16 protein-coding genes are annotated in these 20,168 nt (G+C 63.6%); 14 read left to right on the plus strand and 2 right to left on the minus strand.

What is annotated here, in order from left to right; genetic code table 11:
* The first annotated feature begins 185 nt into the window (after positions 1-185).
* The 4 genes from Q4G32_RS02415 to Q4G32_RS02430 are packed head-to-tail and all read left to right on the plus strand — an operon-like array spanning position 186 to position 5,399.
* Positions 186-482: a DUF6504 family protein gene (locus Q4G32_RS02415; RefSeq protein WP_303349041.1), complete on the plus strand. Its 297-nt coding sequence runs from the start codon at positions 186-188 to the stop codon at positions 480-482.
* Positions 483-490: 8 nt separating this feature from the next.
* Entirely contained in the window at positions 491-3,844 is a 3,354-nt protein-coding gene (locus Q4G32_RS02420) for a DNA polymerase III subunit alpha (RefSeq protein WP_303349042.1), read from the plus strand.
* A 57-nt stretch (positions 3,845-3,901) separates the two neighbouring features.
* Positions 3,902-4,453: a type IV toxin-antitoxin system AbiEi family antitoxin domain-containing protein gene (locus Q4G32_RS02425; RefSeq protein ID WP_303349043.1), complete on the plus strand. Its 552-nt coding sequence runs from the start codon at positions 3,902-3,904 to the stop codon at positions 4,451-4,453.
* A complete protein-coding gene (locus tag Q4G32_RS02430; RefSeq protein ID WP_303349045.1) occupies positions 4,446-5,399 on the plus strand; it encodes a nucleotidyl transferase AbiEii/AbiGii toxin family protein in 954 nt (317 codons plus the stop codon). The genes Q4G32_RS02425 and Q4G32_RS02430 overlap by 8 nt, the downstream gene beginning before the upstream one ends.
* Before the next feature lie 73 nt (positions 5,400-5,472).
* Here Q4G32_RS02430 and Q4G32_RS02435 read toward each other — a convergent pair whose 3' ends face one another.
* Positions 5,473-6,585, minus strand: a complete 1,113-nt coding sequence (locus tag Q4G32_RS02435; protein WP_303349047.1) for an NAD(P)/FAD-dependent oxidoreductase — start codon at positions 6,583-6,585, stop codon at positions 5,473-5,475.
* Positions 6,586-6,856: 271 nt separating this feature from the next.
* Here Q4G32_RS02435 and Q4G32_RS02440 point away from each other — a divergent pair, with 271 nt between their 5' ends.
* The 9 genes from Q4G32_RS02440 (at position 6,857) to Q4G32_RS02480 (ending at position 16,663) form a co-directional block, all read left to right on the plus strand.
* Complete coding sequence (locus Q4G32_RS02440) at positions 6,857-8,158, plus strand: hypothetical protein (RefSeq protein WP_303349049.1); 1,302 nt, start codon at positions 6,857-6,859, stop codon at positions 8,156-8,158.
* 74 nt (positions 8,159-8,232) lie between these two features.
* The gene (locus Q4G32_RS02445; protein ID WP_303349051.1) at positions 8,233-8,874 is read left to right on the plus strand and encodes a nucleosidase; all 642 of its coding nucleotides are present in this window, start codon (positions 8,233-8,235) and stop codon (positions 8,872-8,874) included.
* Positions 8,871-9,599, plus strand: coding sequence for a lipoate--protein ligase family protein (locus tag Q4G32_RS02450; RefSeq protein ID WP_303349052.1), 729 nt, complete (start codon positions 8,871-8,873; stop codon positions 9,597-9,599). The genes Q4G32_RS02445 and Q4G32_RS02450 overlap by 4 nt, the downstream gene beginning before the upstream one ends.
* Positions 9,599-10,435 (plus strand): SOS response-associated peptidase, encoded by an 837-nt coding sequence (locus Q4G32_RS02455; RefSeq protein WP_303349053.1) that lies wholly within the window; start codon positions 9,599-9,601, stop codon positions 10,433-10,435. The genes Q4G32_RS02450 and Q4G32_RS02455 overlap by 1 nt, the downstream gene beginning before the upstream one ends.
* A gap of 51 nt (positions 10,436-10,486) precedes the next feature.
* A complete protein-coding gene (locus Q4G32_RS02460) occupies positions 10,487-11,203 on the plus strand; it encodes a GntR family transcriptional regulator (protein WP_303349054.1) in 717 nt (238 codons plus the stop codon).
* Between the two features lie 205 nt (positions 11,204-11,408).
* Complete coding sequence (locus tag Q4G32_RS02465) at positions 11,409-12,890, plus strand: MFS transporter (RefSeq protein ID WP_303349055.1); 1,482 nt, start codon at positions 11,409-11,411, stop codon at positions 12,888-12,890.
* Complete coding sequence (locus Q4G32_RS02470) at positions 12,887-13,825, plus strand: ornithine cyclodeaminase family protein (protein WP_303349056.1); 939 nt, start codon at positions 12,887-12,889, stop codon at positions 13,823-13,825. Before Q4G32_RS02465 ends, Q4G32_RS02470 begins: the two co-directional genes overlap by 4 nt.
* An 86-nt stretch (positions 13,826-13,911) precedes the next feature.
* Entirely contained in the window at positions 13,912-16,089 is a 2,178-nt protein-coding gene (gene thrS / locus Q4G32_RS02475; protein ID WP_303349058.1) for a threonine--tRNA ligase, read from the plus strand.
* A gap of 7 nt (positions 16,090-16,096) precedes the next feature.
* Positions 16,097-16,663 carry an HIT family protein gene (locus Q4G32_RS02480; protein ID WP_303349059.1) on the plus strand — a complete coding sequence of 189 codons (567 nt, stop codon included), beginning with the start codon at positions 16,097-16,099 and terminating at the stop codon, positions 16,661-16,663.
* Between the two features lie 73 nt (positions 16,664-16,736).
* Here the strand turns inward: Q4G32_RS02480 and Q4G32_RS02485 are convergent, their stop codons facing one another.
* Complete coding sequence (locus tag Q4G32_RS02485) at positions 16,737-18,779, minus strand: M3 family metallopeptidase (protein WP_303349061.1); 2,043 nt, start codon at positions 18,777-18,779, stop codon at positions 16,737-16,739.
* A 69-nt stretch (positions 18,780-18,848) separates the two neighbouring features.
* On the opposite strand from Q4G32_RS02485, the gene Q4G32_RS02490 reads away from it, so the two are divergent.
* A complete protein-coding gene (locus tag Q4G32_RS02490; RefSeq protein WP_303349063.1) occupies positions 18,849-20,168 on the plus strand; it encodes a Mur ligase family protein in 1,320 nt (439 codons plus the stop codon).

Below are 20,168 nucleotides of genomic sequence, written 5' to 3' on the forward strand. Positions count from 1 at the left end.
CTCGAACTCGCTCCCACGGCCAGAGCGCACCTCTGTGCGACGGGCTCCCGAGCGTGGACTGTAGAACGGTCGCAACAGATCAGAGGCATGGGCCAGTCGATCATAACGGTGGTGATCTTGGCTGTGTCGGTGCATGAACCTACACTGAAGAATCGAACATATGTTCGATTCGGAGGGAGTGGGCCATGGACACGATGTACCGCGAGGAAGTCGCTACCGTCTGGACGACCGCCTCCGGCGCCCCGGAGCGGTTCATCTGGCACCGTCGTCGCTTCGTTGTCTGCGCCCGCCCGATCCCGTGGATGGCTCGCGTGCGCTGGTGGAAGAACAACACGGACCTCGTGGGCACGAGTAACGCCCGGATGGTTGAGCGACCGATGTGGCAGGTGCAGGCCAAGGCACTCGACGACGGCGAGATGCTCATCTTCGATCTCGCGGTCGCCGACGGACCGCGCTGGTCGATCCGGGTCGTCTCCGACTAAGACCGTCCGTGCCCTCCTTCACTCATCTCCATGTTGCTTCGGCGTTCACCGCTCACCACGGCACTGCCCGCCCCGAAGCACTCGTGACTGCCGCCGTTGGTGCCGGCGCTGACGCGGCGGCGATCACCGACCACGACGGCATCTACGGCGCGATCCGGCACGTCCGTGCCTGCCTTGCGGCCGGGATTGATCCGATTGTGGGCGCGAACCTGCAAATCCGAGACCGCGACGGCGCGCTCTCGACGGTGACCGTGCTCGCGCACGGTCACAATCATGGTGCCGGGTGGGCGGGCATGGTTCGCCTCATCTCGGCCTCGCACTCACCGCGACGCCGGCAACGCACCATCCACGGCACCGCCCACCGCAGTGCCTGGATCACCCCCGACCAGGCCCCCGCGTTCCTGCTCGGCGAAACCGGTCCCGTCGCCACAATGCTCCTCGGCCCGGGCTCCGATGTCGGTCGCGCTGTCCTCGACGGCAATCAATCGCGAGCCCAAGCTCTGCTCAAGGTGTGGGAACGGCGGTTCCCAGGAGGCGTCGCTGTAGAGATCGTCTGCCACCACAGCCGCCCCGGCACGGCCGCGAGCCTTCGGCACGCCGCTGACATGTTGCAGCTCGCTCGCGCCAACTGCGTGCCGGCAGTGCTCACCAATGCCGTCCGGTTCCTCCTCCCTGACGATGCGATCACCGGCGACGTGCTCGACTCCGCCGCACTGCTGCAGCCTCTCGGCGCGTTTGAACCTCGGCCCGCCCAGGCATGGTTGAAGCCCGCCCCGGCCATGCACGACTTGGCGTTCCGCATCTGCGAGTACGCCGGGCTGCGCCGCGACGATGCCATTGATTTGCTCTCCCACACGGAGCAGGTCGCCGACCAGTGTCGTCTCGACCCCGAGGTGGACCTGCGGTGGCGGCAACCGAAAGTACCCGAGCTTGAGGCGATCGGCCTGGACGGCGCCGATCCAGTATGGGCGCTGCGGCAACGCTGCGAGGCCGCGATCACCGACCGATACCCGGACGCCTCCGGAACCAACTTGAGGCGGGTGCGGGAACGGCTCGATGACGAGCTCGCTACGATCGGCGGGTTCGGGTTCGAGACGTATTTCCTCACCGTCGCTGACGTCGTCGACCTCATCCGGGACATGGGCATCCGGGTCCATGCGCGAGGGTCCGGCGCCGGCAGTCTCGTCAACCATCTGCTGCGCATCTCTGCCGTCGATCCGATCGAACACAGCCTGCTCTCCGAGAGGTTCCTCGGCACAGCACGCTTGACACTGCCGGACATCGACATCGACGTCGAGTCCGCCCGTCGCCACGACATCTACAAAGCCGTTTTCGACCGCTACGGCCACCACCGCGTGACGCTGCTGTCGATGCAGTCGACCTATCGAGCCCGCGGCGCTGTCCGAGATGTCGGCGCAGCCCTCGGTCTCGACCTCGAACAGGTTGACCGGATTGCGAAGAACATCTGGCGGTTCAACCCTGCGGACTTCCGGCAAGCACTGGAGACGAAGCCTGAGCTGCGCGATGTGGCTGCGCAGGTGAGGACTGATGCGCACCTCGATCTGCTCATTGACCTCACCGCGCGTCTCGATCGGCTCCCGCGGCACATTTCGATGCACCCGTGCGGGGTGATCCTCGGCGACAGCGACCTTCTCTCACTGACCGCGACCCAGCCGTCCGGGATGGGGCTGCCGATGTCGCAGTTCGACAAGGACGACATCGACGATGCCGGGCTCCTCAAACTCGACATCCTCGGCGTCCGGATGCAATCGTCCATCGCCCACACGATCACCGAGATCGCTCGCGTCAACGGAGCAGCCGCCGCATTGGCAGGTGGACTGCCCGTCGATGCGCCCTATGTTGGTGCCGATGGTCGGGTTGACCTTGAGCAGATCCCGCACGACGACGAGCCCACGTTCGAGCTCATCAGGTCCACGCACACGCTCGGGTGCTTCCAGATCGAGTCACCCGGGCAGCGGGAACTCCTCGGCAAGATGCAGCCCGATCAGTACCAGGACCTCGTCGCCGACATCTCCTTGTTCCGACCCGGCCCGATGCAGGCGAACATGGTCGCTCCGTTCATCGACGCCAAACTCGGATACGCCCCTGTCACCTATCTCCATTCGCGGTTCCGGCCGTTCCTGGCCGAGACGTACGGGGTGTTGATCTATCACGAGCAGCTGATGCGAGTGCTCGCTGACTGCATGGATATCAGCCTCGCTGAAGCGGACGAGATCCGCCGTGCCCTCGCCACCGACACCGCAGCCATCGAACACCGCTTCCGCATACGAACGGCCGCCCGCGTTGACCAGCGGGGTCGGCGGCTGTTCCGGGACCGCGACATCGACCGCATCTGGACCAACGTGGTCGCCTTCGGGTCATTCGGGTTCTGCAAAGCCCACGGCGCGTCCTTCGCGTTGCCGACCTATCAGAGCGCCTGGCTGAAGCAGCACTATCCGGTCGAATTCCTCACCGGTATCCTTGAACATGACCCCGGCATGTATCCGCGCCGACTCCTGGTCGCGGAAGCCCGCCGGCTCGGAATCACCCTGCTGCCTGTCGACATCAACGTCTCCTCCGGCCAGTACCAGGCGGAACGAGTCTCGCCCGGGGTCAAGGGCATCCGTTTTTCATTCCGCGACATCACCGGCATAACCGGCGCCGAGCTCACCCGCATCCTCGACGCACAGCCGTACACCTCCATCACGGACCTCTACGAGCGTGCCCGTCCATCGAGACCGCTGATGATGCGCCTGGCCCGGATCGGCGCGCTCGACAACCTCACCCGTGACGAGCACGGGCAAGCCAGCCGTGGCGCCATCATCGCCTACGTCCGACAACTCACCGCCCGAGCCCACAACAAGACTCCTGCGCTGCAGCTGGACCAGACTCCACTCTTCGGCGACGAAATGCTCCTCGACGCCACTATTCCCGACCCCAGTGCCGAGGAACGCATCGCCACTGACCTCGACATACTCTCCACCGAGGTCGACGGCCACGTCATAGACCTCTACCGGCCCATGCTCGACGACCTCGGCATCACCCGCGCCTGCGACCTATTGAGCCTTCGCTCAGGCACGGAAGTGCTCGTCGCCGGCGTTCGCGTCGCAACCCAGACCCCACCCATGCGCTCGGGCAAACGCACTGTGTTCATCAGCCTCGATGACGGCACCGGCTGCATTGACGCCGCCTTCTTCGATGAAGCTCAGAAGCAGTCAGCGTCGGTGCTCTTCACCGCACGCATGATGACGATCCGTGGCCGCACACGCCGAACCGGCGAGCGAGGAGTTTCTGTGCAGGCAGAGGAGGCACTTGATCTCAAGCAGATATGGCAAGACTGGCGTCGTGCTCGTCAGGGGTAACCCAGCCTGTCAAAACACCAACGTTTTCGTTATAGTTTTGACATGACAGTGAGGCTGATGGCCAAAGACGAATTGTGGGATGTCGCAGACGTCCAGCACGGCTTCGTCACCGCCAGACAGGCTGCTGATGCTGGAGTGGCAGCACCGACGCTTCAGATGCTGGTGCATCGCGGAACCCTTCAGAAGGTCGCTCATGGCGTCTACCGATTCCCCAAGTACCCCGTCGGCTCCCACGACGCCAAAATGCTCGCCGTGCTGTGGACCGGGGCGCAGGAGGCAGCGTTGTCGCACGAGACGGCACTGGACGCCTACGCGATCAGCGATGTGAACCCGAACCGCATCCACGTCACTGTTGCCAGACGCCGCAGGATTCGACGTTCCGGTGGTGACGCATATGTAATCCACTACCAAGACCTCCAACCGGCTCAGGTCGGGTGGTGGAACGAGATTCCCATGGTTACGGCAGCACAGGCGATCTCACAGTGCATCGACTACGGCACACCCATCCATCTGCTGAGACAGGCAGTCGAGCGTGGACATGCCCACGGATATCTGACCAAGGCAGAGCAAGGTGAGCTGGCGAAACGCCTGGAGATGCGTCATGAATGACGGAACGGTCGAGTCCCGGTTGGCTGCCATGTTGCACGAGCTGAAGCCCAAGACCAAGCCGCCCGTCAAGGCTGCCGTACTGGATGCTTGGATTGCGCAAGCTGAGGCGAAGCTGGGCGATGAGGCGAAGGGTGGCCGCTTAGGGTGGCTCGTCGCTACATCGGTCGCTGTCGCAGCGATCCAGCGAGCCATTGATCAAGATGGACGGCAGTTGTTCCTGCTCAAAGGCGGCACATTGCTTCAGCACCGGCTCAATGTCACAGCTCGTGCGACGAAAGACGTGGACGGATTGGTCCGCGGTGACATGGAAGCCTTCTTTGTTGCCCTCGATGACGTGCTTGCTGAACCCTGGGGGCCATTGACGCTGCGCCGTGGCCAGGTCGAAAACATCGAGGTGCCCACCAAGACCATCAAGCCGCGACGCTTCAACATGTTCCTGGAGCTGCGCGGCACTGTCTGGCGGCGCGTGCAATTCGAGGTCTCTGCAGACGAGGCAGGCATGGGTCAAGAGAGCGAGACCATTCGCCCGCCGAAGCTGGTCGCGTTCGGATTACCGGCGCCGGATGAGTTGGTGGGGGTAGCCATCCGGTTCCAGATCGCACAGAAACTCCATGCGGTCTCCGATCCGCATGACCCGCCGCACACGATCAACGACCGTCCTCGCGATGTTGTTGACCTTTTGCTGCTCAAGGAGCTCATCGCTGAGGCGGGTCATCCGACGTTGGCTGAAGTGCGCAGTGCGGCAGTCGCGGTGTTCAGTGCGCGTGCGGCCGAATGTGAACGTCTGGGTGAGCAAGGACGTTCGTGGCCTCCGACTGTCACCGCGTACGAGCATTGGGTGGGCAGCTACGACAAAGCTGCGACGTCTACACAACTCGGCCTCACGTTGCACGAGGCTGTATCCGAACTGAACGATTGGATTTCCGACCTTGACTCTGCGGGTTGAGCGGCGGACCTTCAACGTGAGAAATCCCAACAGTCTCCGGTAGCCCAGCACCTATGATCCCGGGTCAGTACAGCTAGGCCGAGTCCGAGAAACGGGCTGGGTCCAGTGCCCTGGCCGTTTCCACCGAACACCAGCTCCCGATCAAGTTCTCCAACAACAGATCCGCTGCGGCGCGTGCCAGGGCGGTGCTGGTTTGGAAGCCGTACCCGGATTGCCCCACCAGCCAGAGGAATCCCTGGACTGCGGGGTCAAAGCCGCACACGGGGACACCGTCCGGTGCGGCGGTGCGCTGTCCGGTCCAGGACCGAATGATGCCGGTGATACCAAGGTCAGTGAGCGAGTTGAGTTCAGCCACGAGTTCTTCAACCTGCCCCGGATGGGGTTGGGCATCGCAAGGTTCTTCCGGCTCTGCTTCGCCGGAGGAAATCAGAGCACCCACCGCATCCTGGCGGTAGTACCAACCGCCGTTGGCCATCACCACCACGGGATGTTCGGGATCCAGTGGGGCATTGAGCTCCACCAAGGCAGCCGTGCGTCGTAACGGTTGCAAGCCCAACGGATCCACCCCAAAGCTGGTTGCCACCTGATCTCCCCAGGCACCTGCGGCGTTCACCACAAGGGGGGCGCGCAGGTGGATGGTGCCGGCGGTGATTTCCCAGGTGCCGTCAGCAAATGTTGCGCCCGTGACCCGGTTGCCCGTGAGGATTTCCACGCCGGATTCCGTGGCAATGCGTCGGTGCCAGTCCAGCAGCGACGGGGCATCCAGGCGTACGGCGTCGTTCTCATACAGGCCGCCTTCAAGAGCCTCCCGGGGAAGGGGACTCAGCTCCGGGCACAGATCCAGCACAGAAGCTCGGTCAATGGCCGTGGAACCAAAAGTGGACTCGGCCGTCAGTTCCCTGTGGCTGCCGATCACCACGGTGGGACATTGCCACACCACGGGCTGGTCCAAGCCTTCCAGGCCCTTGCTCAACTGGGCCACGGTGCGGTGGGTCAGCTCGCGGACCGCCGGAGGGCCGTAGCTGGGGCTGAGATGTTGAGCAGATCGCGCGGAGGTGTGATGCGCCAACGTGTCCTCGGCTTCCACCAGGACGATCCCGTGCCCCGTGGAGCGGCGCCTACTCAGCTCCGAAACCAGAGACAGCCCGGCAATGCCACCGCCGATCACCACAATCTGTGCTTCCATACGCATACTCCAATCCTCACATACGCACCGTAGTAATCCTGTAGACGCGTGTTGGGGGACGGAAGAATGCCCACTAGGGCTAATATCACAGCTAGTCATACGCTGTGCCCAGATTCGTCCCCCGTGCGGTGGACGAATCCATGCAGGACGAATGGAGTAGTCAACCCGGAGATTTTGGTGTGCCAAGATTTCCGCCAGATTTGTTTCACACTTTCTCCTCTCCCAATTTGACCACTTGACCTCTTGACCTCTTGCGAACCGGATGTGTCTGATGCCCAAGGACAGCACCCCCGCTGGCGCACATGCGCCCGCGTACGGTCCCGACGTCGTGGATGCCTACGCCGGCAGCATCACGGAGCCGACTCATGACGAGGATCCCGTGCGCACTTTGCCGGTGTGCCCGCACGGGCAAAGCCTGGACCAGCAGTACGCAAGTCAAGACTCCATGGCGCCATCTCCGGTGCTGACTCTGGGGCCACATCGCAGACGATCACTGGTGGCCATGCGTACTGCGCTCGCCATGGTGTTCGTGCTCTGCCTGGCGCTGGACTTGGGTGGTGTGGCCCAGCAGCGGCCACAGGCCAGCTTGCTGGAACGGGCGATTGAACTGGGCTCCCCGGCCTTCCTGGGGCAGGTGGCTTTGGGGGCCATGTTTGTTCTGACGGGCATATTGACCACGCATTACTACCTGCGCCGGTCACCCCGTGGAGTGTGGGGGCAGCTTGTGGCCCAGACGGCGGCCACGTTGGCAGCCACGGTGATCCCGGGGCTGTTCCTGGCCGCAGTCCTTCACGACGTTGCGGCCCCGTCCACCGTGTTCAAGGTCCTGGCCACCATTTTGCCGGCGTGGGTGGTGGGCAGTGTGGTCATTGCAGTCGTCTTCCGAACCCACTGGGCCAAAGCGAACATCACCCGCATTGCTCCGGTGCTGATGGTGACCTCCATGGTGGTCTCCTTTGTGGTGGGCGTGAACCTGTCCCAGCATTCACCGGCCGTGGGAACGGCTCTGTGGGTGGATCCTGAGTTCTCCTGGGCGCAGACCGCCATCTGTCTGGCTCACCTGTGCACGTATTTCTTTGCGGGCACCTTTGTGGTCTCCATCGGAGATGGTTTGTTACGACGTCGCACCCTCTTCCGGGTCTTGGTGCCCGTGCTCGGTGTGGTCGTGTTTGTGCTGGCTCTGCCCATGGCCATGGCAGGTTTTGATGTGGGGCAACCGTTCTTTGCCCTGGCGATACTGCCCGTGGTGGTCATCCCCATGCCCGCGATCTTGATGGGCCGCGACCTCTGGTTGGGCTTGGTGCTGTACGGGTGGCCCGTGTACCTGGTGCTGCTGGCCGTCGGTGCCGCTGCGTGGCCCGCAGTGGTCACAGCCGTGGTGGTCGTGGTGGCTTCCGTGCTGCTGGCCGGGTTGTCCTGGCGGCATCTGCAACGGCCGCTGGTGAAAAAGTTGACCCGTCACGCTCCCGTGGCGCCCAGGCACCGTGTGAAGCCCGATGCTGAGGAACCCGCTGAACCCCGTTCTGCTCGCTTCCGTCTCCTGGAAGTGGCAGAGGGTCAGCGGGTGAGCTGAATCATCCCGTTTTGGGTGACGGTTGACGCAGTGCCTGCCACCCATCCGTGGCCGGTCCTAATACAGTTTCAGCCATGACTTCTCTCCTGGTGGTGGCCGCACATCCTGCGGAAACCGCATATCTCCCACCGGACACGGATGTGGTGCTCACGGGTATTGGGATGTCCCGCGCCGCAACGCACACCACTCGCGCCATCTTGGAACGGGTCCCCAATTCTGCTGAGCGCGACGATCTGCTGGTGGTGAATCTGGGTAGTTGCGGCGGACTGAGGCCGGGAGTCTCCGGGATTCATGAACCATCGGTGGTCCTCAATCGGGACATAAACGTGCAGGCGATGAGGGCAATGGGCTCTGACCCGCAGGAGAGCATTGCCCTGGCGGCGCTGGGCCAATCCGGGGACGGGTCAGTGTTGGCCACCGGGGATGCGTTCGTTGCTGACGGGAGCATCCGCGATGCCCTTGCTGAGCGAGCTCACCTGGTGGACATGGAGGGATTCGCCGTGGCGGTGGCCTGCCGCGAACTGGGTGTTGGGCTGCGCATGGTCAAGCACGTGTCTGACGACGCCGGTGAGCAAGCCCTCGATTGGGCTGCACGGGTGGATGCCTCCGCGCGGGCATTGGCCACATGGTGGGAACAGTTCCTCACCCGGGTGCAGAACGGCACCCCTCAGCGCACTCGATCCACGTCAGATGACAACCGTGGGGCGGCTTCATGAAACTGATCCGGCAACGTGAATCCTTGGGAGCCACACAGGACTACCAGGCCGGAGACAACATCCTCCGTGGAGTACGCGCAGGCACCGCCGGTCCCGTCCTGCGGATCTATCAGCCGCGTCCCACCGTGGCCTTTGGCCGCCGCGACGAACTGCTCCCGGGCTTTGGGGCGGCTCAACGTGCCGTGAAACGCGCCGGGTTCACACCCCTGGTTCGCGCAGTGGGCGGACGGGCGGCTGCCTATCACCGCGGCTGTCTGGTGATCGACCACATTGAACCGTCGCCTGATCCCAAAGCTGGAATCCAGCAGCGCTACCGGTTGTTCGCGGACATGGTGGTGGCGGCCATGGAGGAGTTGGAGATTCCGGCCGAGGTTGGTGAAATCCCCGGTGAGTACTGCCCCGGGGAGTACAGCGTGCACGCCACCGGGCGCACCATCGACTCCGCCTCTCAAACCATCAAGCTGGCCGGATCCGCCCAGCGGATTGTGCAGGGGGCGTGGTACTTCTCCACCGTCGTCGTCGTGGAACAATCTGAGCCTCTGCGCTCGGTCCTCACCGATGTCTACCGGTGCCTGGGGTTGGAGTGGAGTCCAACCACGGCGGGGGCAGTGGAGGATCTGCGGCCCGGAACGCGCGTGAGTGATGTGGAGGCCGCCCTGCGCAAGATGTACGGCATGTATGCGCGGCACATGAATTACGGTTCCCTGCAGGAACAGGCCTTCTGATGTGTGGCCGCTACGTGATTGCCCGGTCGGTGGACGATCTGTTGTTCGATGCGGACGCCGTGGCCGGAGCGCCGCTGCGCAAGACCGCCACGGATCAGACCCGTGAGAACTGGAACGTGGCGCCCACCACGGAAGTTCCCATTCTGGTGGAGCGTTTGGCGCACAACGACGACGCCGCAACCCCCGGGGAACTCCTCCGTGAACTGCATGTGGCGCGGTGGGGGCTGATTCCGAGCTGGGCCAAGGACACCTCCATTGGCGCAAGGGCCTTCAACGCGCGGTCGGAAACGGTGATGGACAAACCCATGTTCCGTTCGGCCATTCGTCACCAGCGGTGCGCAGTGCCGGCCAATGGCTACTACGAATGGAAGAAGCGACTGGATGCTCGGGACGATCCGTCCACGTCCGGTCAAGATCGTCCCGTCAAACAGCCCTACTACATCCACCCGACTGATCCGGCGGAGAACATCTGGTTTGCCGGGATCTATGAATGGTGGCGGGAGCCCAGTGGCTCTTGGGTGCTTTCGGTCTCCATCCTGACCACGCAGGCCCCGCCTGCGGACTCTGATCAGGGCAACCTGGCCGAACTGGGTGCTTTGCATGACCGCCTGCCCATTGCCCTCTCACGTGCCACGCTGGATGATTGGCTGGATCCCACGGTGGGTGAAGGCAACACCCCGGAGGCCAAACAAGCTGTCATGGACCTGGTGGAGCGCGTTCGTGCTGAAGCCCCGGCAGCTGCGGCCGGGTGGCAACTGCGCCCGGTGGGAGCCGCTGTGGGCAATGTGCGCAACAATGGGCCAGACCTGGTGGAACCCGTACAGGCCTTGTTCTAGGTCTTCAGGGTGGTACGTGACAGTTGAACAACGGATGACAAGCGGGACCGCATGGTTGAGGACACACGCACGGCGCAGACTGGACAGGTTCGAGTTCCCATGGCGGCGTTACTGGACGCGCCGGCGCCGTCGTTGAGAGATCAGGTGGCTGCCCAACTGCGCCACGCTCTGATTGCTGGTGACTTTGCGCCGGGGGAGGTGCTCAGTGCCCCCAGCTTGGCCGCCGAGTTCGGTGTCTCTGCAACACCCGTGCGGGAAGCCATGCTGGATCTGGCCAACGAGGGCCATGTGAGCCCCATTCGCTACAAGGGCTATCGGGTGACGGAAGTCTCCGTGGCCACGCGGCGGCAAGTCCTGCAACTGCGCTCGCTGATTGAAATACCGCTGATGGTGGACGTGGCCCGCACGGGTATCACTGCCGAGATGACTCGGCGCTCGACCGAGCTTGCCGAACAGACCATCCAGGCGGCAGCTGAGGGGGACCTGGTGCGTTTCATCGGTCTGGACATGGAACTGCACTTGGGGTTGCTGGCAGTGGCAGGTAATGACATTGCCGTGCGCCACGTGCGCTCGCTGCGTGCCATGACCCGGCTGACCGGGCTGAAAGACCTGGCAGCCAAGAACCAGCTGACGGACACGGCCAGGGAGCATCATCAGATTGTGGAAGCCGCGCAGTCCCGGGATGCTGTGCTGATGCAGGAGATCATGACCCGGCATCTGGGCCATGTCACGGGTGTCTGGGCTGGTCAGCAGGAAATCACCGGCTAATCAATCGGGCTTGCCTTGCGTTCGGAGTGCCTTACCGGACGCACCTCTGTGGTCAACTGCTATGTAACATTGTACTGTGGCCTGAGTCACGTTCCCTGTCCCAGGGTCACCCACACCGTGGCCCGGAAGCTCATGTACCCACTGGAGGCACCCCGTGAATCCCGGTCATCCACCGAATCCAACACCTGGAGAAGGGCACCAATCCGTGTCCGCCGCGCCTGCGGAGAATGCTGCTGCACCTGCTGCGGGGACTGGCGCCGCAGCGGTCGGCCAGGGCGTCGAGCAGAACGTGGAACAGGAGCTCGCTCTGACTGCCGAAGAGCAGAGGGAAGGCAAAGCCACCCAGGTGGGGGCCAAGAAAACCAATGTGCGGGTACTTTCTGGTTCTCTGGCGGGCAGTTCCATTGAGTGGTACGACTTCTTCCTCTACGCCACCGCTTCCGCACTGATCTTCAACAAGCAGTTCTTTCCCACGGAAGACCCCTACGTCTCCCAGATGCTGTCCTATCTGACCCTTGCCCTGACGTTTTTCATCCGGCCATTCGGTGGAATTGTGTTTGCGCATTTTGGGGACCGAGTGGGACGTAAGGTCACGCTGGTGGTCACCCTGTCCATGATGGGCGGGGCCACCGTGGCCATCGGTCTGCTTCCCACGTATGACCAGGTGGGAATCTTGGCTCCCATCTTGCTGGTGATCTGCCGCATTGTGCAGGGCTTGGCCATCGGTGGGGAATGGGGCGGAGCCCTGTTGTTGGCCTACGAATACGCTCCCAAGCAGCGCCGCGGGTTCTTTGGCTCGGTCCCGCAGATGGGCATCACCATCGGCATGTTGTTGGCTGCCGGTGCTTTTGCCTTGGTTTCCGCCTTTGGTGAGGACTTCTTGACGGGGGTGGGGTGGCGCATCCCCTTCATCGCCTCAGTGCTGCTGGTGATCGTGGGACTGTGGATTCGCGGTGGGTTGGGGGAGACACCGCACTTCAAACAGGCCAAAGCCTCCGGCAGCATTCCCAAAATGCCGCTGGTGGACACGCTGCGCCACCACTGGCGGGCCGTGCTGGTGGCCGTGGGCGTCAAGGTGGTGGAAACAGCCCCGTTCTACATTTTTGCCACCTTTGTGGTCTCCTACGCCACGGGCCTGCTCAACTACCCGCAGTCAGCGCCGTTGAACGCAGTCATGCTGGGCGCTGGGCTGTCCACCGTGTTGATCCCGGTCATGGGCGCTCTGTCTGATCGGGTTGGCCGTTTCCGGGTGTACTTCACCGGTGCCGTGCTGATTGCCCTCTTTGCCTTCCCGTTCTTCCTGCTGGTCAACTTGCAACAGACCTGGGCGTTGTTCGCCGCTGTGGTGATCGGTCTGGGCGTGGTGTGGCCGCCGGTCACCGCAACACTGGGCACCATGTGCTCGGAGATTTTCTCCGCGGAGGTCCGCTACACCGGTGTGACGCTGGGCTACCAGATCGGTGCAGCGCTGGCCGGAGGTACTGCCCCGCTGATCGCCACCTTCCTGCTCCAGGAATTCAACGATTCCTGGCAGCCGGTAGCTGTCTACTTGCTGTTCACGGCAGCGGTTTCTTTGACCGCGGTGCTCTTTGCCCCGGCCATCGCACGCCGGGAAGCTGCCCAAGAGGCCACCCCGGTCCCAGCCCGGGACAACCAGGTCACCTCCACGCAGGAAGATTCCCCATGAGCGCTCAGCACACTCCTGCTCCACCCTGGTTCACCACCCCGGACATCCGGGCGGCAGTCACCCCGGACCGGGCGCGGCAACTGATCCAGGAGGCGTTGACCAGCGGGTTCGATCCTGCGGAGGATCCAGCCCGCACGCCTGTCACGGCCGGCCAGGGGCACCTGTTGCTCATGCCGTCCGTGATCGGGCCCTGGACCGGAACCAAGGTGGCCTCCGTGTCTCCGGGGAATCCGGAACGCGGTTTGCCGCGCATCCAAGCGGTTTACGTGCTCATGGACTCCGCCACCCTGACGCCCCGGGCCCTGCTGCACGGGGATGGGCTGACCTCCCTGCGCACCCCGGCAGTCTCAGCCGTGGCGGCCGATCATCTGGCCGTTGCACGCCCGGGCAAACTGGTGATTTTCGGTACCGGCCCCCAAGCCCTGGGCCATCTGGAGGCTTTTGCTGCCATCCGCAGCTACCACGACGTCGTTGTGGTTGGCCGTTCTGCCACCGCCACCCAGGCTGCACTGAAGCACGCCGCGCAGTGTGGCCTCACCGCGCGGGCGGGTGGGGCAGACGAGGTGCGCGGTGCGGATGTGATCGTGTGCGCAACATCTTCAGCCAGCCCGCTCTTTGACGGCGCACTGGTCGGTGACACCGCCTGCGTGGTGGCCATGGGCTCTCACGAACCCGACCGCCGTGAACTGGACTCCGGGTTGATGCAGCGCAGCACGGTGGTGGTGGAAGACACCGCCACCGCGTTGCGAGAGGCCGGGGACGTGGTGATGGCCATGGCAGAGGGGTGTTTGGCCGAGCATCAACTGGTCAATCTGGTGGATGTGGTCAACCACCGGGTACAGGTGGACCCTTCAAGACCTCGGGTTTTTAAAGGGGTGGGCATGAGTTGGCAGGATCTGGCAGTGGCCGGAGGGGTGATGGCTGCGTCGTCGTGAAGCCAACGGCCTGTGGCCGGTAAGATCACGGGAGTCGAGCGCGGCCCCGGTACGGCCGCGCCCCAACCACGGAAAGGCAATACCCCATGAGTGAACAGGTCCCAGACAACGGCTCCGAAATTTCGGTTGTGGTGGATGGTGAAACGCGTCGTGTCACGGCCGGCACCACCGCAGCGCAGCTGTACACGGAGCACCGTGACGTGGTGGTCGCCCACATCAACGGCACTTTGCGGGATCTTGCCACCACGGTGAACGACGCCGACACCGTCACCCAGGTGCTCATTTCCGACCCCGAAGGCCTGGAGGTGCTGCGTCACTCCACCGCACACGTCATGGCCCAGGCCGTTCAAGAGTTGAAGACCGAGGCCAAGCTGGGAATCGGCCCCTACATCACGGATGGCTTCTATTTTGATTTTGATGTGGACCAGGCCTTCACCCCGGAGGATCTGAAAGCCATTGAAAAGCGGATGCAGAAGATCATCAACACCACCCAGTCTTTCCGGCGTCGTGAAGTCACGCATGAGGAAGCCGTGGCGGAAATGGCGCAGGAGCCCTACAAATTGGAGCTGATCGGGCTGGCTCACGGTCCTGGCTCCGGTGCTGACGGCACCTCGGTTGAATCCGCGGCGGAGGGCGCCTCCCAGGAGGTTGGAGCTGGGGAACTGACCATCTACGACAACGTGGACCGCAAATCCGGTGAGATCGTGTGGCGGGATCTGTGCCGTGGACCCCACCTGCCCAACACCAAACTGATCGGCAACGGGTTCGCCTTGATGCGTTCGGCTGCCGCCTACTGGCGCGGTTCGGAGAAGAACAAACAGCTGCAGCGCATCTACGGCACCGCCTGGCCCACCAAGGAGGAACTGAAGGCGTACAAGGATCGCCTGGCTGAAGCCGAACGCCGCGACCACCGCCGCCTGGGCAGCGAGCTGGACCTGTTCTCCTTCCCGGATGACATCGGCTCCGGGCTGGCCGTGTTCCACCCCCGGGGCGGGCTGATCCGCATGGAGATGGAAAATCTCTCCCGCGAACAGCATGTCAAGGCCGGATACTCCTTTGTGAACACCCCGCACATCACCAAGTCCAACTTGTTTGAACGCTCCGGGCACCTGGGGTTCTACAAGGACGGCATGTACCCACCCATGCACATGGACCAGGAAAGGGATGCCGCCGGAAACATCACCAAGCAGGGGGCGGACTACTACCTGAAGCCCATGAACTGCCCCATGCACAATCTGGTGTTCAATGCGCGGGGACGGTCCTACCGCGAGCTTCCACTGCGCATTTTTGAGTTCGGCACCGTCTACCGCAACGAAAAATCCGGAGTGGTCCACGGACTCACCCGCGCTCGCGGATTCACCCAGGATGATGCCCACATCTACTGCACGCGCGAGCAGATGAAGGATGAGCTGGCGCGCACTTTGCAGTTCGTGCTGGACCTGCTGACGGCTTACGGGCTCACGGACTTTTACCTGGAGCTCTCCACCCGGGACCCGGAGAAGTCCATTGGGGACGACCAGACCTGGGAGGAAGCCACCCGCACCTTGGAGGAAGTTGCCACTGAATCCGGGCTGGAGCTGGTGCCCGATCCGGAAGGTGCCGCTTTCTACGGCCCCAAGATCTCCGTCCAGGCCAAGGACGCCATTGGGCGGACGTGGCAGATGTCCACCATCCAGCTCGACTTCTTCATGCCGGAGCGTTTTGAGCTGGAGTACACCGCAGCGGACGGCACCCGTCAGCGTCCGGTCATGATCCACCGCGCACTGTTCGGCTCCATCGAGCGGTTCTTCGGTGTGCTCACCGAGCATTACGCCGGTGCCTTCCCCGCCTGGCTGTCCCCGGAACAGGTCCGGGCCATCCCGGTGGCGGAGGCTTTTGACGGCTACCTGAGCGACGTCGTCGAACGCTTGCGGACCGCTGGGGTACGGGCGGAACTGGATGCTTCCTCCGACCGTTTCCCCAAGAAAATCCGCACGGCATCCAAGGACAAGGTGCCGTTCGTGTTGATTGCCGGCGGGGACGACGCCGAGGCCGGTGCGGTGTCCTTCCGCTACCGCGACGGTTCCCAGGAGAACGGGGTGCCCGTGGAGGAGGCCGTTGCTCGAATCACGGCGCACGTGAACAACCGCGTCAACGCTGACCCCCGCCCCTCCGCCGTCGCCGGCGCCGAGGACGCCATGTGGGAGGCCCCCGGCGTGGACCCGGAGGCCGCCGGTGCTGCGGGCGGTACCGATGCGTTGAGCACCGGAAGTTCGCAGGGCTGAGGTACTGATGGCTGAGCAGCAGGCACCCCACCACTGGGTCAGGCAGGACGACTTTCGGCTGGCTGGGGTGCCTGATGCTTTTCAAAGGCTCTGGACTCCGCACCGCCTGGCCTACGTGCGCGGGGAGGACACTTCCGTTCCCACACGGCCCGGATGCCCGTTCTGCACGGGACCGCAGTACGAGGACGCCGAATCGCTGATTGTCCACCGCGGCGAGCACTGCTTTGTGATCCTCAATCTGTTCCCCTACAACCCCGGGCACCTGCTGGTGTGTCCCTACCGGCACGTAGCTGATCTTGAAGAGTTGACCCAGCACGAGCTGGTGGAACTCATGGAACTGACCCGTGACGGGATCCGGGCGGTTCGTGCCGCAGCATCACCGGATGCGTTCAACACCGGGCTGAATCTGGGGGAGGCCGCCGGGGGCTCTCTGGCGGCACACCTGCACATGCACGTGGTGCCGCGCTGGGGCGGGGATGCCAACTTCATGCCGGTGACCGCCGGTACCAAAGCGATGATGGACACCTTGGGCTCCACCTGGGAACTCACCCGCGCGAATTGGCCCATTCCATAACGCCGAAAACATGGTTTGACCCAAAATTTGGCCAAAAAATTGGGTCAAACCATGTTTTCGGCGGAGTTGGGAGTTAGTGGAGGCCGCGGCGGGCCAACAGCGGACCCATGTCCGGCTCCCTGCCGAGCAGTGCACGGACCCCGTCCATGGGGTCGGTTTCGTTACCGCGGGACAGGATGCAGCGCGCAAACTCGGCCCCTGCCTCCGCCGACAACCCTCCGTGCGCGTTGAACCACTCCACGGCATCCGCATCAATGATTTCCGACCACAGATAGGAGTAATACCCCGCGGAGTACCCACCGGCAAAGATGTGCTTGAAACTGCCGGAGGTGTAGCGCGGGTCTATCCCATCCACCAGGAGCCCCGCAGCCTCCACCGCATCCCGGTCAAAGGTGGCCAGCTCAGGTGCAGGTGCCTCCGGCGTTCGCTCGTGCCACGCCAGGTCAATGGCCGTGGCCGCCAAATACTCCACCGTGGCAAAGCCCTGACCGGAGGTGGTTTTGGAGCGCAGCTTGTCCACAGCGACTTGCGGCAGAGGTTCGCCAGTGTGGTGGTGCTTGGCATAGACGGGCAGCACGTCCGCGTGGTCCACCCACATTTCATACACCTGAGACGGGAACTCCACCACGTCGCGGGCAACCTTGGTCCCCGCAAAAGACGGGTAAAACACGTCCGAGAGCAGCCCGTGGAGCACGTGCCCGAACTCGTGGAAGAGCGTGATGACCTCGCTGTGGCTCAAGAGCTTGGGCGACCCCTGTGGCGCCCGGGTGAAATTGGTGTTCAGCGTGACCACGGGCCGCTGCTTGCCCAGCCGGTTCTGGTGCACCAGTGTGCCCATCCACGCTCCACCGGACTTGGTGGGACGCGCCCACCAGTCCGCCAGCACCAGCCCCACGGTTTCCCCGGTGGCCGCACGCCGGCATTGATAAACGACGACGCCCGGCAGGTGCCCGCGCAGATCATCCCGCTGCGTGAACTCCAGCCCGAACAATTCCCGCGCCGTGTGGAACAGCCCGTGGTGCACCACTGATTCCAGTTCAAAATAGTCCCGGAGATTCACGGGAGATTCATCCGCATCGGAGATCTCGGCACGGGCCGCCCAGTAGGGCCAATCCCAAGGTTGGATGGGGTGGCCCGCACGGCGTTCCAGCTGTTCACGTTCGGCCACAGCGTTGCGCACGGCTGCTGGCGTCACGGTGGACATCATGTTGTGAACCCGGCCGGGTTCTCCCGCCGCTGATCCGGCCATCACGAACTCGTCGTGACTGTTGAATCCCAGCAGCTGGGCTTGCTCGGCGCGTAATCCGGCCAATTCGGCGGCAATGGGGCGCAGGTCTTCGCGGGAGCTGGTGGGCAGTTCGCCGCTGGGATCGGAGGGACCACGGCCCCGGTCCATGGCAGCCTGATGGATCTCCTGGCGTAATTGGCGGTCATGAAGTTGAGCCAAAACCGGCTGGGTGGTGAAGGCCGCGAGGGCAAGGAGGTAGGCGCCGTCGTGCCCGGCTTCTGCTGCGGCACTGGCTGCGGCGTCAATGTCCGCTTCCTCCATGCCCGCCAGCCGGTCGCGGTCTGTGACCAGCACGGCGGCACGTTGGTTTTCGCGCACCAGGTGGGTTCCGTAGCGGATGCCCAGGGTGGAGATGCGGTCATTGATCTCCCGCAAGCGCGCCTGCGCGGCCGCATCCAGGAGGACACCGGAGCGTTCAAACCACCGCCGGTACTCGCGCAGCACACGCAACTGGGTGCGGCTCAGACCGTCCTCCGGAACGGCGGCGATCCGCTGGTAGAGGTGCCGGTTCAGGGTGATGTCCGCGCGGTGCTGAGAAAGTTTGGTGGCCAGGTCCTCGTAGATGGCTTGTAGGTCATCACTGAGGTCACCGGCGGTCAGGGTGAAGAAGGTGGACTCCACCCGATCAAGGAACAACCCTTCGCGTTCCAGCACGTCCAGCGTGTTCTCCATGGTGGGGGGCCCTGGATCGGCCAGCACAGTGTGCACAGCAGCCACATCAGCTGCCATGGCAGCTTCAAAGGCCGGTGGAAAGTGCTCAGCCTCCAGTGCTGCAAAATCCGGCAGGTTGCACTCCAGGTCACTGGGCTTCATCAGCGGGTTGCTCACCACTTCATCCTATGGCGGGACGGGCCGCGGTGAGGCTGTGTCACGCCCCGGCAACCAGCTCACCGTAGGATGGAACCCATGTCCAGACCACTTGTGAGGCTCCTTGGCCAGGGCGTGCGCGCTGCCACCAAACTGCGCGGCGGCGGTTCCGCATTCCCCGGCCTGGTGATGGAGAAACTGCACCCCAATTTTGTGGCCGAACAGTTGGCCCGCTTGCCACACGGCGTGGTGGTGGTCTCCGGCACCAACGGCAAAACGACGACGACCAAGATGGCCGTTCAACTTCTTGAATCCCAAGGTCTCAGAGTGTTCACCAACAGGACGGGCTCCAACTTTGTCCGCGGTGTGGCTGCCTCCCTGCTGGAAGAGATCTCCCTGACGGGTAAGTTCGACGCCGACATTGCCGTTCTGGAATTGGACGAAGCCCACGCCGTGCACTTTGTGCGCCAGGTCAAGCCACGATTTGCGTTGCTGCTCAACGTGATGCGGGATCAGCTAGACCGTTTTGGTGAGATCGACACCACACGGCGCATGTTGGCTCAGGTGGCGGCAGCCACCACGGAAGCGGTGATTCTCAACCGGGAGGACCCGCGAATTGCCTCCCTGGCGCAGGATGTCCAGCCCGGAACTCGCGTGCTCTGGTACGGGCTGTCCGAGCGGTTGCGGCCCATGTTCCCCTCCGATGACGACATGCGCGCAGCCAGCGGCCCCGCCGCCCCCACCCCGGAGGGGGAGCCGACTCCCCAGACCGTGGTGGAACTGGCTGATTTTGCCGCAACGGATGTGGACTTCCTGGTCCACGGTCAGCCGGCCCAGGCCAAGGTGCACCTGTACGGCGTGTACAACGTCTACAACGCCGCCGGTGCGCTGGCGCTGGCCTTGACGGTCACCGACGACGGCCGCGCCGTGGACCACTCGCAAGCCGGCGTTGACTCCCTGCTGGACGAACTCTCCCGCGTCACACCCGCCTTTGGCCGCGGGGAAACCATCACGGTGGGGGACACCCCGCTACAGCTTTTGCTGGTCAAGAACCCGGCGGGTTTCCGGCTCTCTCTGGCCTCGGCCAAGCCGGAGGCCTACGCCACCATGATTGCGATTAACGACGAATACGCCGATGGCCGGGATGTGTCCTGGCTGTGGGATGTGGAATTCGATTCGCTGCGTGAAGGCGGGGTGGATCTGGTCACGGGCACCCGCGCGTGGGACATGGCGCTGCGCCTGGACTACGACCAAGTTCCGGTCCAGGCCGTTGAACCGGATCTCACCGAATCCCTCCACCAGTTCATCACCGCCGCCAACGGTCGCCCCATGCGGGTGTTCTGCACCTACACCGCCATGTTGGCCCTACGGCGGGCTCTGCGCGCCGTGGCCGAAGTTCCGGAGATTTGA

This window comes from Kocuria sp., assembly GCF_030538595.1.
In the GTDB taxonomy this organism is placed as follows: Bacteria; Actinomycetota; Actinomycetes; order Actinomycetales; family Micrococcaceae; genus Kocuria.

What these genes read in the sequence shown, in the direction of transcription:
- Q4G32_RS02415 (WP_303349041.1), top strand. Translation starts at nt 186, where the DNA reads ATGGACACGATGTACCGCGAGGAAGTCGCTACCGTCTGGACGACCGCC.
- Q4G32_RS02425 (WP_303349043.1), top strand. Translation starts at nt 3,902, where the DNA reads ATGGCCAAAGACGAATTGTGGGATGTCGCAGACGTCCAGCACGGCTTC.
- Q4G32_RS02430 (WP_303349045.1), top strand. Translation starts at nt 4,446, where the DNA reads ATGAATGACGGAACGGTCGAGTCCCGGTTGGCTGCCATGTTGCACGAG.
- Q4G32_RS02435 (WP_303349047.1), bottom strand. Translation starts at nt 6,585, where the DNA reads ATGGAAGCACAGATTGTGGTGATCGGCGGTGGCATTGCCGGGCTGTCT.
- Q4G32_RS02440 (WP_303349049.1), top strand. Translation starts at nt 6,857, where the DNA reads ATGCCCAAGGACAGCACCCCCGCTGGCGCACATGCGCCCGCGTACGGT.
- Q4G32_RS02445 (WP_303349051.1), top strand. Translation starts at nt 8,233, where the DNA reads ATGACTTCTCTCCTGGTGGTGGCCGCACATCCTGCGGAAACCGCATAT.
- Q4G32_RS02450 (WP_303349052.1), top strand. Translation starts at nt 8,871, where the DNA reads ATGAAACTGATCCGGCAACGTGAATCCTTGGGAGCCACACAGGACTAC.
- Q4G32_RS02455 (WP_303349053.1), top strand. Translation starts at nt 9,599, where the DNA reads ATGTGTGGCCGCTACGTGATTGCCCGGTCGGTGGACGATCTGTTGTTC.
- Q4G32_RS02460 (WP_303349054.1), top strand. Translation starts at nt 10,487, where the DNA reads ATGGTTGAGGACACACGCACGGCGCAGACTGGACAGGTTCGAGTTCCC.
- Q4G32_RS02470 (WP_303349056.1), top strand. Translation starts at nt 12,887, where the DNA reads ATGAGCGCTCAGCACACTCCTGCTCCACCCTGGTTCACCACCCCGGAC.
- thrS (WP_303349058.1), top strand. Translation starts at nt 13,912, where the DNA reads ATGAGTGAACAGGTCCCAGACAACGGCTCCGAAATTTCGGTTGTGGTG.
- Q4G32_RS02480 (WP_303349059.1), top strand. Translation starts at nt 16,097, where the DNA reads ATGGCTGAGCAGCAGGCACCCCACCACTGGGTCAGGCAGGACGACTTT.
- Q4G32_RS02490 (WP_303349063.1), top strand. Translation starts at nt 18,849, where the DNA reads ATGGAACCCATGTCCAGACCACTTGTGAGGCTCCTTGGCCAGGGCGTG.